Raw genomic sequence first — 13507 nt, forward strand, 5'->3', positions numbered from 1 at the left:
CAGAGGGCTGGCCGCGTGGGGCCGTATGAATGGCTGAGTTGCTTCCGTTCATCGGGCTTCGCCCGCCTGCTTCCCGTAACCAACAGGGTATTTCTTCAGTTTTGCTAAAGCAGGAGGCTCTTGTGTCATCTTTCGACTATCTCAAAACCGCGATTAAGCAAAAGGGCTGTACGCTGCAACAGGTCGCGGAAGCCAGCGGAATGACCAAAGGCTATTTGAGCCAGCTGCTGAATGCCAAAATCAAAAGCCCAAGCGCGCAGAAGCTGGAAGCCCTGCACCGTTTTCTTGGCCTGGAATTCCCGCGTCGGCAAAAGAGCGTCGGCGTGGTATTTGGTAAGTTCTATCCGCTGCACACCGGACATATCTATCTGATTCAGCGCGCCTGTAGCCAGGTGGATGAGCTGCATATCATCATGGGTTACGACGATACGCGCGATCGTCAGCTGTTTGAAGACAGCGCGATGTCGCAACAGCCGACGGTTTCCGATCGTCTGCGCTGGCTGCTGCAAACCTTCAAATATCAGAAAAATATCCGTATTCATGCGTTTAATGAAGAGGGGATGGAACCTTATCCCCACGGCTGGGACGTCTGGAGCCGCGGGATCCGCGCATTTATGAGCGATAAAGGGATCCAGCCGAACTGGATCTACACCTCGGAAGAGGCGGATGCGCAGCAATATCTGCAGCATCTGGCGATCGAAACCGTGCTGATCGATCCGAAACGAACCTTTATGAGCATCAGCGGCGGACAGATCCGTGAAAACCCGTTCCGCTACTGGGAGTACATCCCGACGGAAGTGAAACCGTTCTTCGTGCGTACGGTGGCGATTCTTGGCGGCGAATCGAGCGGGAAATCGACGCTGGTCAATAAGCTCGCGAATATCTTTAACACCACCAGCGCCTGGGAGTATGGTCGCGATTACGTCTTCTCGCACCTCGGCGGCGATGAGATGGCGCTGCAGTATTCCGACTATGACAAAATTGCGCTTGGCCACGCGCAGTATATTGATTTTGCGGTTAAATATGCCAATAAGGTGGCGTTTATCGACACCGATTTCGTCAGCACCCAGGCCTTTTGCCTGAAGTATGAAGGGCGTGAACATCCCTTCGTGCAGGCGCTGATCGATGAGTACCGTTTTGATCTGGTGATTCTGCTGGAGAACAATACCCCGTGGGTGGCCGATGGTTTACGTAGCCTCGGCAGTTCGGTGGATCGCAAGGAGTTCCAGACGCTGCTGGTGTCGCTGCTCAAAGAAAATGAGATCGACTTTGTGCATGTGAAAGAGTCGGATTACGACACGCGCTTTCTGCGCTGCGTTGATCTGGTCAAGCAGCTGATGGGTGAGCCGGGCTAACCACCGCCAGAGGAGTTCTGGCGCGCGCTGAGCATAAAAAAACGGGTGGCCTGGGCCACCCGTTTTTATTACTTCGCAATACGCTTGTACTTGATACGCTTTGGCTCCAGCGCATCGGCGCCGAGGGTGCGTTTCTTGTACTCTTCGTACTCGGTGAAGTTACCTTCGAAGAATTCGACTTTACCTTCATCCTGGTAATCCAGAATGTGGGTCGCGATACGGTCGAGGAACCAACGGTCATGCGAGATAACCATCGCACATCCCGGGAACTCCAGCAGGGCGTTTTCTAACGCGCGCAGGGTTTCGATATCCAGGTCGTTGGTCGGTTCATCGAGCAGCAGCACGTTACCGCCAACCTGCAGCAGCTTCGCGAGGTGCAGACGACCGCGCTCACCGCCGGAAAGTTCGCCCACGCGTTTACCCTGGTCGACGCCTTTAAAGTTAAAGCGACCGACGTAGGCGCGGCTAGGCATTTCGGTGTTGCCGATCTTCATGATATCCAGCCCGCCGGAGACTTCTTCCCAGACGGTTTTGCTGTTATCCATCGCGTCGCGGAACTGATCGACGGAAGCCAGCTTCACGGTTTCACCCAGGGTGATAGAACCGGCATCAGGCTGTTCCTGACCGGACATCATGCGGAACAGGGTCGATTTACCGGCGCCGTTAGGCCCGATAATCCCGACGATTGCCCCTTTCGGTACCGAGAAGGTCAGATCGTCAATCAGCACGCGGTCGCCGTAAGACTTACGCAGGTTGCTGACTTCAACCACTTTATCCCCCAGACGGGCTCCAGGCGGAATAAACAGTTCGTTGGTTTCGTTACGCTTCTGGTATTCAACGTTGTTAAGCTCTTCAAAGCGCGCCAGACGGGCTTTGCCCTTAGACTGACGGCCTTTCGCGCCCTGGCGTACCCACTCCAGCTCTTTCTCGATGGATTTGCGGCGCGCCGCTTCCTGAGAGGCTTCCTGCGCCAGACGCTGATCTTTCTGCTCCAGCCAGGAGGAGTAGTTGCCTTCCCACGGAATCCCTTCGCCGCGGTCCAGTTCGAGGATCCAGCCGGCCACGTTATCGAGGAAGTAACGGTCGTGGGTAATCGCCACGACGGTCCCTTCGAAGTCGTGCAGGAAACGTTCCAGCCAGGCCACGGATTCAGCATCCAGGTGGTTGGTCGGTTCGTCGAGCAGCAGCATGTCTGGTTTTTCCAGCAGCAGGCGGCACAGCGCCACGCGGCGGCGTTCACCACCGGACAGGTTGGCGATTTTCGCATCCCAGTCCGGCAGACGCAGGGCATCGGCCGCACGTTCCAGCTGCACGTTCAGGTTATGGCCGTCGTGAGCCTGAATGATCTCTTCAAACTTGCCCTGCTGCGCCGCGAGTTTATCGAAGTCGGCGTCTGGCTCAGCGTATTTGGCATACACCTCATCCAGGCCTTTTAGCGCGTTAACCACTTCGGCTACCGCTTCTTCTACCGACTCACGTACGGTCTGCTCCGGGTTCAGCTGCGGTTCCTGCGGCAGATAGCCAATTTTCAGGCCAGGCTGCGGGCGGGCTTCGCCTTCGATGTCGGTATCGATGCCGGCCATAATACGTAACAGGGTAGATTTACCGGCACCGTTCAGACCGAGAACGCCGATCTTCGCGCCAGGGAAGAAGCTCAGGGAGATATTTTTCAAAATATGACGTTTCGGCGGAACCACTTTGCCGACACGATGCATGGTATAAACGAATTGAGCCACGGTGGACTTCGCCTCTTTTATTTTGATGAATAGTTTTCAAAGGCGAAGTGTAGCCTTTTTCACGCGTTAAGCCCAGAGAGGCGATGGGATTCACAGAAGAGTAAAAAAATGTCCAGGACGTGGCACGTTTGGCGTTGTCTGGTTAGCATATCTATAGCGACACTGGGACATTTAAAAAGCGGCATGATGCTGCTCTGATGTAGTGAGATGTACTTTTAACAGAGGAAGAGCTTGTGGAAAAAGCCAAAACGATGGCATGGCGTCTTCTGGCGGCCAGCGTGAGTCTGCTGACGCTCAGCCAGTTGGCACATGCGGATTCACTGGATGAACAGCGCAGCCGCTACGCTCAAATTAAGCAGGCATGGGATAGCCGGCAGATGTCCGTTGTCGAACAGCTTATGCCTACGCTGACCACCTATCCGCTGTACCCCTATCTTCAGTACCGGCAGATCACCGACGATCTGATGAACCAGCCGACGCTGGTGGTGAAAAACTTCATTGAAGCGAACCCGACGCTGCCGCCGGCGCGCACCCTGAAATCGCGCTTTGTTAACGAGCTGGCGCGGCGTACCGACTGGAGCGGACTGCTGGCGTTTAGCCCGGAAAAACCCGCCAGCACCGAAGCGCAATGTAATTACTACTATGCGAAGCTGAGCGTGGGCCAGGCGCAGGAAGCCTGGGACGGCGCGAAAACGCTGTGGCTGAGCGGTAAAAGCCAGCCTAATGCCTGCGATGCGCTGTTTAGCGCCTGGCGTTCCTCCGGCAAGCAGGATCCGTTGGCATATCTTGAGCGTATCCGCCTGGCGATGAAGGCGGGTAACACCGGCCTGGTTAGCGTGCTGGCGCAGCAGATGCCGCCTGAATACCAGACGATTTCATCAGCGGTGGTGGCGCTGGCAAACGATCCGAATACCGTGATGACCTTCGCCCGCACCACCGGGGCGACGGACTTCACCCGCCAGATGGCGGCGGTGGCCTTCGCCAGCGTGGCGCGCCAGGATGTCGAAAACGCCCGGCTGATGATTCCGTCATTGGTGCAGGCACAGAAGCTGAATGAAGATCAAACCCAGGAGCTGCGGGATATCGTTGCCTGGCGCCTGATGGGCAACGATGTGACCGAAGAGCAGGCCGTCTGGCGCGATGACGCTATTATGCGCTCGCAATCCACTGCGCTAGTAGAGCGCCGGGTGCGAATGGCGCTGGGCGCCGGGGACCGCCACGGGTTGAATACCTGGCTGGCGCGCCTGCCGATGGAAGCGAAAGAGAAAGATGAGTGGCGCTATTGGCAGGCGGATCTGCTGCTGGAGCGCGGGCGTGACGACGAAGCAAAAGCGATCCTCCGTTCGTTGATGCAGCAGCGCGGGTTCTACCCGATGATTGCCGCTCAGCGTCTGGGAGAGGATTTCACCTTCCGGATCGATAAAGCGCCAGAGAATCTCGATCCTGCGCTGACCTCCGGGCCGGAAATGGCCCGGGTACGCGAGTTGATGTACTGGAATATGGACAACACCGCCCGTAGCGAATGGGCAAATCTGGTGACCAGCCGGACGAAAGATCAGCAGGCGCAGCTGGCGCGCTATGCATTCAACCAGCACTGGTGGGATCTCAGCGTTCAGGCGACCATCGCCGGGAAGCTGTGGGACCAGCTGGAAGAACGCTTCCCGCTGGCCTACAACGATCTCTTCGCGCGCTATATCAGCGGCAAAGCTATCCCGCAGAGCTATGCGATGGCGATTGCTCGCCAGGAGAGCGCGTGGAACCCGAAAGTCCGCTCTCCGGTTGGCGCCAGCGGCCTGATGCAAATCATGCCGGGTACGGCGACCCATACGGTGAGTATGTTCAGTATCCCTGGCTACAGCAGCCCGTCGCAGCTGCTGGATCCCGCGACCAATATCAATATCGGCACCAGCTATCTGCAGTATGTTTACCAGCAGTTTGGCAATAACCGCATCTATGCTTCCGCGGCCTACAACGCCGGTCCGGGGCGGGTTCGAACCTGGCAGGGCAATAGCGCCGGGCGAATCGATGCGGTGGCATTTATCGAGAGTATCCCGTTCTCGGAAACACGGGGTTATGTGAAGAACGTGCTCTCCTACGATGCCTATTACCGTTACTTTATGGGGCAGAAAGCCCCCATGCTGAGCGATGCAGAGTGGCAGCAGCGTTACTGATACTCAGCGGATTGCGCGTGACAAAACGGGCTGAACGCCGCGCTGTTACGCGAAACCCATAGAGTATTGACCGGAGTATGTTATGCTTTGTACTCGTTAATGAGTACATTCGACAGGCGGCCTTGGTCGCCTGTCTCAACATGGCGGCGTAACATGACCCAACAATCCCCTTATTCAGCGGCTGTAGCCGAACAGCGTCATCAGGAATGGCTTCGCTTTGTGGCGTTACTCCAGCAGGCGTACGCCGACGATCTGCATCTACCATTGCTGCAATTAATGCTGACGCCCGACGAGCGCGAGGCGCTGGGCACGCGCGTACGGATCATTGAAGAGTTGCTGCGTGGCGAGATGAGCCAGCGCGAGCTCAAAAGCGAGCTCGGCGCCGGGATTGCCACCATTACCCGTGGTTCTAACAGTCTGAAATCCGCGCCACCCGAGCTGCGACAGTGGCTGGAGCAGGCGCTGCTTAACGGTAAATAAGGTTATGGAACGGGCTTAATGCCAGTACTACCGCCTGGTGGTAGACGCTGCTGCGCGTGAGCTTCCCGGCGGTAAAGACGCCGATAGCCCCTTCTTTACGGCCAATTTCATCGATGCCGGTATGCTGTGACATCACCGGCCCTAGCGCTTCCCCGGCACGCACTTTTTCCAGAATCACCGCCGGCAGCGGCAGCGTCGCCGAGCGCGCTTCGCCGCGCTGATGATGATCCTCAATCACTACCCAGCTAAAAGTGCTGCCTTCGTCGATCCCAGCTTCAATGGCGACCCAGAAGTCGGCATTTGGCTGCACGGCGCGCGCATTGGCGACCCTGTTTCGTGCGCCAGCACGCGTTTCCTCGTTACCAAACGGCTGTTCCGGCACGCCACTCTCGACGGAGACGGACTCAATGTGGCAGGATCCTTCGCCGAAGATCTCGTTAAAAGCCTGTAGAATTGCCTGAATTTTGGCGGGATTAGTGGTAGCTGAGACAACATGGTGCATAATCAAACAACTCAGAATAAATTTACGTCATCGCAGTATACTCCAAATCGTTTTCGTTGCAGCGCGCGACGCCGGCAACCGAAATTGTGAAGAGCACAGAACGGAAAAATAGCATGTTACAGGTACACCTTGTTCGCCATGGCGAAACGCAGTGGAACGCCGAGCGGCGCATTCAGGGCCAGTCAGACAGCCCGTTAACCCCTCACGGCGAGCGCCAGGCCTGGCAGGTCGGCGAACGTGCCAGAACGCTGGGCATTACGCATATCATTGCCAGCGATTTGGGGCGCACGCGCCGGACGGCAGAGATTATCGCGGAAGCCTGCGGTTGCGATGTCATCCTTGATTCACGGCTGCGTGAGCTGGATATGGGGGTTCTTGAAAAACGTCATATCGACTCGCTGAGCGAGGAAGAAGAAGAGTGGCGTCGCCGGTTGGTTGATGGGACCCCGGACGGCCGTATCCCACAGGGGGAGTCGATGCTGGAGCTGAGCGAGCGTATGCACGCGGCACTGGCGTCCTGCCTGGAACTGCCTGCCGGAAGCCGGCCGCTGCTGGTGAGCCACGGTATTGCGCTGGGCTGTCTGGTCAGTACGATTCTGGGGCTGCCGGCACACGCGGAACGCCGCCTGCGTCTGCGTAACTGCTCAATTTCTCGCGTTGATTATCAGCAGAGTCTGTGGCTGGCATCGGGCTGGGTCGTGGAAACCGCGGGGGATGTGTCGCATCTTGACGCCCCCGCGATGGATGAACTACAGCGTTAACGACGAATCGGGATCAGGTATTCGCAACGCAGCTGAATCGGCGTTTCTTGATCCCGGCTTTCATCCTCAGGGAAGAAGCGTTCGATATCCAGACCTTTGCGGCGGGTAAGGTTCAGCATTGGCATGCAGGTGCCGTACACCGTCAGGATAAACTCCTGCAGTCCGCTTCCTAACCCTTCATAAGTGAACATCACATACTCGCCGCCTTCCAGAATGATCGGATGGGAGTTGTGCAGGTGGCCGTTGGCCATCTCCGGCGTCAGCGCAGTGGTGTAGAAGACCTCTTGCTCGTCATCTTTCTCGAGACTAGGACGCGGTTCGTGCAGACCGTACAGCGTGGGCGGAATCGACGGTGAATTGCCGAGGAAATCACGCCAGAACTGAACGCGCATCTGGTTACGGAAGTCGGAGATTTCCTCCAGCTTGCAGGTGTAGCTCTGAGTGATGCCAATCAGCTGGGTATTGCTCAGGGTGACGAACTCATGCTGCGGCATCGTGAATTCACCCAGGCGCAGCGGGGGACGCATCCCGTAAGAGCTCCAGTCAGGAGAGCGGCGGTACAGCGCCGGCGTTAACGAAAACTGCTTTTTAAACGCGCGGGTGAAGGTCTGCTGCGAGTCAAAACGATACTGTAGCGCAATGTCGAGAATCGGGCGGGCGGTCAGGCGCAGGGCGACCGCTGATTTTGATAAACGGCGAGCGCGAATATAGGCACCGATGGCTTGGCCGGTCACGTCTTTAAACATTCTTTGCAAATGCCACTTGGAATAACCGGCCTTGGCTGCCACATTATCTAGTGAGAGCGGTTGATCCAGGTGACCTTCCAGCCAGCTAAGGAGATCGCGAATAATCCCTGCTTGATCCATAAAATGTCCTCATCCTTAAACTCAGGTGCCTGCTACTAAGTAAGGTAGCGGATAATAGCATTTTTTGATGTTTTAGCATTCAGTGTTTTTTTTGCTTATAAATGCGATTTGTCAGCAGGTTTTTTAGCTGTTTTGGTAACGCTGTGATCTATAAACCTTTTCCGCTGAGTCTATAATCATCGCTCAGCAAAATTTTAAGAAAATGGTAACAATATGAAATACAAGAGGTTAGTTGCGGGGCTGCTTTTACTGGCGGGATGTCAGGTGGCACAGGCGGAACAAATTGGCTCCGTAGATACCGTATTCAAATTCTTTGGTCCGGATCATAAAATCGTCGTTGAGGCCTTCGACGATCCGGATGTGCAGAACGTGACGTGCTATATCAGCCGGGCGAAAACCGGCGGGATTAAGGGTGGTCTGGGTCTGGCGGAAGATACGTCAGATGCGGCAATTTCTTGCCAGCAGGTAGGGCCGATCGAACTGAACGATAAAATCAAAAACGGTAAGTCGCAGGGCGACGTGGTTTTCCAGAAACGTACTTCGCTGGTGTTTAAAAAGCTGCAGGTGGTCCGTTTTTACGATAGCAAACGTAATGCGCTGATCTACCTGAGCTATTCGGATAAAGTCGTTGACGGTTCACCGAAGAATGCGCTCAGCGCCGTGCCTATCATGCCGTGGAATAAATAACGCGGCGCATCGTAGCATCCGATTCGCACATAAAAAAAACGGCGCATTAAGCGCCGTTTTTACGTTGCGGGAGCAGGAAAACGAATGTTATTCCTGCAGGTCGCCGCAGAAGCGATAACCTTCGCCGTGAATCGTGGCGATGATTTCCGGAGTATCCGGAGTAGACTCGAAATGCTTACGAATGCGACGGATGGTCACGTCAACGGTACGGTCGTGCGGCTTAAGCTCACGGCCGGTCATTTTCTTCAGCAGTTCAGCACGTGACTGGATCTTGCCCGGGTTTTCGCAGAAGTGCAGCATCGCGCGGAATTCACTGCGCGGCAGCTTGTACTGCTCACCATTCGGGCTGACCAGCGAACGGCTATTGATATCCAGTTCCCAGCCGTTGAACTTGTAGCTTTCTACGCTGCGACGCTCTTCGCTCACGGTACCCAGATTCATGGTACGGGAGAGGAGGTTACGTGCGCGAATGGTCAGTTCACGAGGGTTGAACGGTTTAGTGATATAGTCATCAGCGCCGATTTCGAGGCCCAGAATCTTATCAACTTCGTTATCGCGGCCGGTCAGGAACATCAGCGCGACGTCAGCCTGTTCACGCAGTTCACGCGCTAACAGGAGACCATTTTTACCTGGCAGGTTGATATCCATGATCACCAGGTTGATATCATTTTCAGACAGGATCTGATGCATTTCCGCGCCATCGGTCGCTTCGAACACATCATAACCTTCTGCTTCGAAAATACTTTTTAACGTGTTGCGTGTTACCAACTCGTCTTCAACGATAAGAATGTGCGGGGTCTGCATGTTTGCTACCTAAATTGCCAACTAAATCGAAACAGGAAGTACCAAAGTCCCTGACCTGCCTGGTACATGTCGCAAATTAACATGCCCGGCGTAACATGACTAAAGTACGTAATTGCGTTCTTGATGCACTTTCCATCAACGTCAACAACATCATTAGCTTGGTCGTGGGTACTTTCCCTCTGGACCCGACGGTGTCAAAAACGGCTGTCATCCTAACCATTTTAACAGCAATATAACAGGCTAAGAGAGGCTGAACACCCCATAAAACTACGCTTCGTTGACATATATCAAATTCAATTGTAGCACGTTAACAGTCTTGTGAAATCATTGCATTGAAATGCTATTTATAGTCACAAATCTTACACTGCTCAAATGGTTGCGCTGGTAAATTGATAAACATGTTGAATCCAATGAACGTTCAGCGCGGTTGCGACAAATATCATTGGCAAACATATGGATAAATGCGTTCTGTTAACATACTCCGTCCCGTGGTTCGTTGGAAACAGTTTAGGCTTTTTTATGGGTAATAACGCGCAATTTTAGTGATTTTTGTTGCAAATTTGTAAATTTTCGCCGCGTAAAATGGGGATAATTTTCATTTTCGCCGCGTGAGAGAGTAGAAGAGAGCCAGCATGCACGTATCTATTGTATTAGTCGCCCCGGCCAGGGCAGAAAACGTTGGCGCGGCGGCACGCGCGATGAAAACGATGGGTTTTCGCGACCTGCGTATCGTTGACAGCGATGCCCACCTTCAGCCTGCGGCGCGTTGGGTTGCGCATGGTTCCGGAGATATTCTCGATAACATAAGCACTTATCCAACGCTGGAACAGGCGCTGCATGACGTTGACTTTACCGTGGCGACAACGGCCCGTAGCCGGGCGCGTTTCCATTACTACGCCACGCCGCAGCAGCTGCTGCCGCTGATGGCGGAGAAAGCCGGGTGGATGAACCATGCGGCGCTGGTCTTTGGTCGGGAAGATTCCGGACTTACTAACGAAGAGCTGGCTCTTGCCGATGTGCTGACAGGCGTGCCGATGGTGGCCGACTATCCTTCGCTTAACTTAGGGCAGTCGGTGATGGTCTATTGCTATCAATTGAGTACCCTGGTTCAGCAGGCGTCGGCCGTTTCTGCCAGCGTCGATGAAAATCAGCTGCAGGCATTGCGTCTGCGGGCGCTCGATTTATTGACCCGACTGGGCGTGGCTGAAGACCTCAAACTGACCGACTGGCTCCAGCAGCGAATTGGGCTTTTAGAGCAGCGAGACACGGCAATGTTGCACCGATTACTGCACGACATTGAAAAAAACCTGCCAGAGTAAAGTTCTGATATAAGTTTTAAGTATGGTTATATCTGCCAGTATCAAGCGCGGTGTATCGAAAATTCAGGTGAATTGTCAGGTCATTGTGGCGCATTGACCCGCTGCAGTGAAACGGGTGAAATGTAAAAATTCGTTGACTTAAACCGGCAGATACTTTAACCAATATAGGCACAGGACACAGACAGATAAAAATTACAGAGTACACAACATCCATGAAACGCATCAGCATGTTGACAACCATTATCACCATCACCATTACCACAGGTAACGGTGCGGGCTGACGCGTACAGGAAACACAGAAAAAAGCCCGCACCTGAACAGTGCGGGCTTTTTTTTCGACAAAAAATCTAGGGGTAACAACCATGCGCGTGTTGAAGTTCGGCGGTACATCAGTGGCAAATGCAGAACGTTTTCTGCGGGTTGCCGATATTCTGGAGAGCAATGCCAGGCAGGGGCAGGTAGCAACCGTCCTGTCTGCCCCGGCGAAAATTACCAACCATCTGGTCGCAATGATTGAAAAAACCATCGGCGGCCAGGACGCGCTCACCAATATCTCCGACGCTGAACGCATTTTTGCTGAACTGCTGCAGGGCCTCGCCGACGCGCAACCGGGGTTCCCGCTGGCACAGCTGAAAGCCTTTGTCGCGCAAGAGTTTGCCCAGATTAAACACGTGTTGCACGGTATCAGCCTGCTTGGTCAGTGCCCCGATAGCGTCAACGCCGCGCTGATTTGCCGCGGCGAGAAGCTGTCTATCGCCGTGATGGCGGGGCTGCTGGAAGCACGCGGTCACAAAGTTAGCGTGATTAACCCCGTCGAAAAACTGCTGGCCGTTGGCCATTACCTCGAATCCACTGTCGATATCGCTGAATCGACCCGCCGCATTACCGCCAGCCATATTCCATCCGACCATATGGTGCTGATGGCCGGGTTTACCGCCGGTAACGAAAAAGGGGAACTGGTGGTGCTGGGACGCAATGGCTCAGACTACTCTGCTGCCGTGCTGGCCGCCTGCCTGCGCGCCGACTGTTGTGAAATCTGGACCGACGTCGATGGGGTATATACCTGCGACCCGCGTCAGGTTCCCGATGCGCGTCTGCTGAAGTCGATGTCATATCAGGAAGCGATGGAGCTATCCTACTTCGGGGCGAAAGTTTTGCATCCGCGCACCATTGCTCCTATCGCTCAGTTCCAGATTCCCTGCCTGATCAAGAATACCGGTAATCCGCAGGCGCCAGGTACGCTGATCGGCGCCAGCCTTGATGAAGACGGTCTGCCGGTCAAAGGCATCTCCAACCTCAATAATATGGCGATGTTCAACGTCTCCGGCCCGGGGATGAAAGGCATGGTCGGTATGGCCGCTCGCGTGTTTGCCACCATGTCCCGCGCCGGAATTTCGGTTGTGCTGATTACCCAGTCGTCATCGGAATACAGCATCAGTTTCTGCGTACCGCAGAGCGACTGCGCGCGCGCAAAACGGGTAATGGAAGATGAGTTCTATCTGGAGCTGAAAGAGGGCCAGCTGGAGCCGCTATCGATCATGGATCGTCTGGCGATTATCTCCGTGGTGGGTGACGGTATGCGCACGCTGCGCGGCATCTCGGCGAAGTTCTTCGCCGCGCTGGCCCGCGCTAATATCAATATCGTGGCGATTGCCCAGGGCTCTTCAGAGCGTTCTATCTCCGTGGTGGTCAGCAATGATGATGCGACCACCGGGGTGCGCGTGACCCATCAGATGCTGTTCAACACCGATCAGGTCATTGAGGTCTTTGTTATCGGTGTCGGCGGTGTCGGCGGCGCGCTGATTGAACAGATCAAGCGTCAGCAGGGCTGGCTGAAGAACAAACATATCGACCTGCGCGTCTGCGGCGTGGCGAATTCACAGGCCCTGCTGACTAACGTGCACGGGTTGAATCTCGAGAACTGGCGCGCGGAGCTGGCCGAAGCGAAAGAGTCGCTGAACCTGGGCCGTCTGATTCGCCTGGTCAAGGAGTACCATCTGCTGAACCCGGTTATCGTCGACTGTACCTCCAGCCAGGCGGTCGCCGATCAGTACGCCGATTTCCTGCGCGAAGGTTTCCACGTGGTGACGCCGAACAAAAAGGCCAATACCTCTTCGCTGGATTACTACCATCAGTTGCGCCATGCCGCCAGCAGTTCGCGACGTAAATTCCTCTACGACACCAACGTTGGCGCCGGTCTGCCGGTAATTGAAAATCTGCAAAACCTGCTGAACGCCGGCGATGAGCTGCTGCACTTCTCCGGTATTCTTTCCGGCTCCCTGTCGTTTATTTTCGGTAAGCTGGATGAGGGAATGAATCTCTCTGAGGCAACAACGCTGGCGCGCGAGATGGGCTATACCGAACCGGATCCGCGAGACGACCTTTCAGGCGTCGATGTTGCGCGCAAGCTGCTGATTCTGGCCCGTGAAACCGGCCGTGAGCTGGAGCTGTCTGACATTGTCGTCGAACCGGTACTGCCTGCACAATTTGATGCCAGCGGCGACGTTGAGAGCTTTATGACGCGCTTGCCTTCGCTGGATAACGAGTTTGCCTCCCGGGTTGCCCAGGCACGTGATGAAGGTAAAGTCTTGCGTTACGTCGGTAACATCGAAGAGGATGGGACCTGTCGCGTGAAAATTGCCGCCGTTGACGGTAACGACCCGCTGTACAAAGTGAAAAATGGTGAAAACGCCCTGGCCTTTTACAGCCATTATTATCAGCCGCTGCCGCTGGTGCTGCGCGGCTATGGTGCAGGTAACGACGTCACGGCGGCCGGTGTGTTTGCTGACCTGTTGCGCACCCTGTCATGGAAGTTAGGAGTTTAAG

General features: G+C 55.0%; 13 protein-coding genes and 1 other annotated feature. Of the genes, 9 read left to right on the plus strand and 4 right to left on the minus strand.

Annotated features, from left to right (window positions below):
• Positions 1–122 precede the first annotated feature (122 nt).
• On the plus strand, positions 123–1355 hold the full coding sequence (gene nadR, locus BV390_RS19185; RefSeq protein WP_032689559.1) for a multifunctional transcriptional regulator/nicotinamide-nucleotide adenylyltransferase/ribosylnicotinamide kinase NadR: 1233 nt from the start codon (positions 123–125) through the stop codon (positions 1353–1355).
• A 68-nt stretch (positions 1356–1423) separates the two neighbouring features.
• Here the strand turns inward: nadR and ettA are convergent, their stop codons facing one another.
• The gene (gene ettA / locus BV390_RS19190) at positions 1424–3091 is read right to left on the minus strand and encodes an energy-dependent translational throttle protein EttA (protein WP_032689558.1); all 1668 of its coding nucleotides are present in this window, start codon (positions 3089–3091) and stop codon (positions 1424–1426) included.
• A gap of 233 nt (positions 3092–3324) precedes the next feature.
• Here ettA and sltY point away from each other — a divergent pair, with 233 nt between their 5' ends.
• The gene (sltY, locus tag BV390_RS19200; RefSeq protein ID WP_047663988.1) at positions 3325–5262 is read left to right on the plus strand and encodes a murein transglycosylase; all 1938 of its coding nucleotides are present in this window, start codon (positions 3325–3327) and stop codon (positions 5260–5262) included.
• 153 nt (positions 5263–5415) lie between these two features.
• Positions 5416–5742 (plus strand): trp operon repressor, encoded by a 327-nt coding sequence (trpR, locus tag BV390_RS19205; protein WP_015585187.1) that lies wholly within the window; start codon positions 5416–5418, stop codon positions 5740–5742.
• Here the strand turns inward: trpR and yjjX are convergent.
• Positions 5729–6244 carry an inosine/xanthosine triphosphatase gene (gene yjjX, locus BV390_RS19210; RefSeq protein WP_032689554.1) on the minus strand — a complete coding sequence of 172 codons (516 nt, stop codon included), beginning with the start codon at positions 6242–6244 and terminating at the stop codon, positions 5729–5731. The two genes, trpR and yjjX, sit on opposite strands and share 14 nt — an antisense overlap.
• A 113-nt stretch (positions 6245–6357) precedes the next feature.
• On the opposite strand from yjjX, the gene gpmB reads away from it, so the two are divergent.
• Positions 6358–7005 carry a 2,3-diphosphoglycerate-dependent phosphoglycerate mutase GpmB gene (gene gpmB, locus BV390_RS19215; protein WP_004857683.1) on the plus strand — a complete coding sequence of 216 codons (648 nt, stop codon included), beginning with the start codon at positions 6358–6360 and terminating at the stop codon, positions 7003–7005.
• Here the strand turns inward: gpmB and robA are convergent.
• The gene (gene robA, locus BV390_RS19220) at positions 7002–7871 is read right to left on the minus strand and encodes an MDR efflux pump AcrAB transcriptional activator RobA (RefSeq protein ID WP_004857685.1); all 870 of its coding nucleotides are present in this window, start codon (positions 7869–7871) and stop codon (positions 7002–7004) included. The two genes, gpmB and robA, sit on opposite strands and share 4 nt — an antisense overlap.
• 213 nt (positions 7872–8084) lie before the next feature.
• On the opposite strand from robA, the gene creA reads away from it, so the two are divergent.
• Positions 8085–8558, plus strand: a complete 474-nt coding sequence (gene creA, locus BV390_RS19225; RefSeq protein WP_004857687.1) for a protein CreA — start codon at positions 8085–8087, stop codon at positions 8556–8558.
• Positions 8559–8645: 87 nt separating this feature from the next.
• On the opposite strand, the gene arcA is transcribed toward creA, so the two are convergent.
• Positions 8646–9362 carry a two-component system response regulator ArcA gene (gene arcA / locus BV390_RS19230; RefSeq protein WP_002887843.1) on the minus strand — a complete coding sequence of 239 codons (717 nt, stop codon included), beginning with the start codon at positions 9360–9362 and terminating at the stop codon, positions 8646–8648.
• A 95-nt stretch (positions 9363–9457) separates the two neighbouring features.
• On the opposite strand from arcA, the gene yjjY reads away from it, so the two are divergent.
• From yjjY to thrA, 4 genes are all read left to right on the plus strand, one after another.
• Complete coding sequence (gene yjjY, locus BV390_RS30770; protein ID WP_049268126.1) at positions 9458–9598, plus strand: YjjY family protein; 141 nt, start codon at positions 9458–9460, stop codon at positions 9596–9598.
• A 396-nt stretch (positions 9599–9994) separates the two neighbouring features.
• Positions 9995–10681 carry a tRNA/rRNA methyltransferase gene (locus tag BV390_RS19240; RefSeq protein ID WP_032689552.1) on the plus strand — a complete coding sequence of 229 codons (687 nt, stop codon included), beginning with the start codon at positions 9995–9997 and terminating at the stop codon, positions 10679–10681.
• 212 nt (positions 10682–10893) lie between these two features.
• The gene (gene thrL / locus BV390_RS19245) at positions 10894–10962 is read left to right on the plus strand and encodes a thr operon leader peptide (RefSeq protein ID WP_085397232.1); all 69 of its coding nucleotides are present in this window, start codon (positions 10894–10896) and stop codon (positions 10960–10962) included.
• Positions 10901–11018, plus strand: a sequence feature (Thr leader region). (Overlaps the previous gene by 62 nt.)
• A gap of 25 nt (positions 11019–11043) precedes the next feature.
• Positions 11044–13506 carry a bifunctional aspartate kinase/homoserine dehydrogenase I gene (gene thrA / locus BV390_RS19250; RefSeq protein ID WP_085397229.1) on the plus strand — a complete coding sequence of 821 codons (2463 nt, stop codon included), beginning with the start codon at positions 11044–11046 and terminating at the stop codon, positions 13504–13506.
• Position 13507 lies beyond the last annotated feature (1 nt).

Origin of the sequence: Klebsiella sp. YJ, from assembly GCF_002108615.1 — a bacterium.
Lineage (GTDB): Bacteria > Pseudomonadota > Gammaproteobacteria > Enterobacterales > Enterobacteriaceae > Klebsiella > Klebsiella planticola.

Bases quoted from the DNA above. Each gene is read 5' to 3' on its own strand.
- trpR (WP_015585187.1), top strand. From the start codon at position 5,416: ATGACCCAACAATCCCCTTATTCAGCGGCTGTAGCCGAACAGCGTCAT.
- yjjX (WP_032689554.1), bottom strand. From the start codon at position 6,244: ATGCACCATGTTGTCTCAGCTACCACTAATCCCGCCAAAATTCAGGCA.
- gpmB (WP_004857683.1), top strand. From the start codon at position 6,358: ATGTTACAGGTACACCTTGTTCGCCATGGCGAAACGCAGTGGAACGCC.
- robA (WP_004857685.1), bottom strand. From the start codon at position 7,871: ATGGATCAAGCAGGGATTATTCGCGATCTCCTTAGCTGGCTGGAAGGT.
- creA (WP_004857687.1), top strand. From the start codon at position 8,085: ATGAAATACAAGAGGTTAGTTGCGGGGCTGCTTTTACTGGCGGGATGT.
- arcA (WP_002887843.1), bottom strand. From the start codon at position 9,362: ATGCAGACCCCGCACATTCTTATCGTTGAAGACGAGTTGGTAACACGC.
- yjjY (WP_049268126.1), top strand. From the start codon at position 9,458: ATGACTAAAGTACGTAATTGCGTTCTTGATGCACTTTCCATCAACGTC.
- BV390_RS19240 (WP_032689552.1), top strand. From the start codon at position 9,995: ATGCACGTATCTATTGTATTAGTCGCCCCGGCCAGGGCAGAAAACGTT.
- thrA (WP_085397229.1), top strand. From the start codon at position 11,044: ATGCGCGTGTTGAAGTTCGGCGGTACATCAGTGGCAAATGCAGAACGT.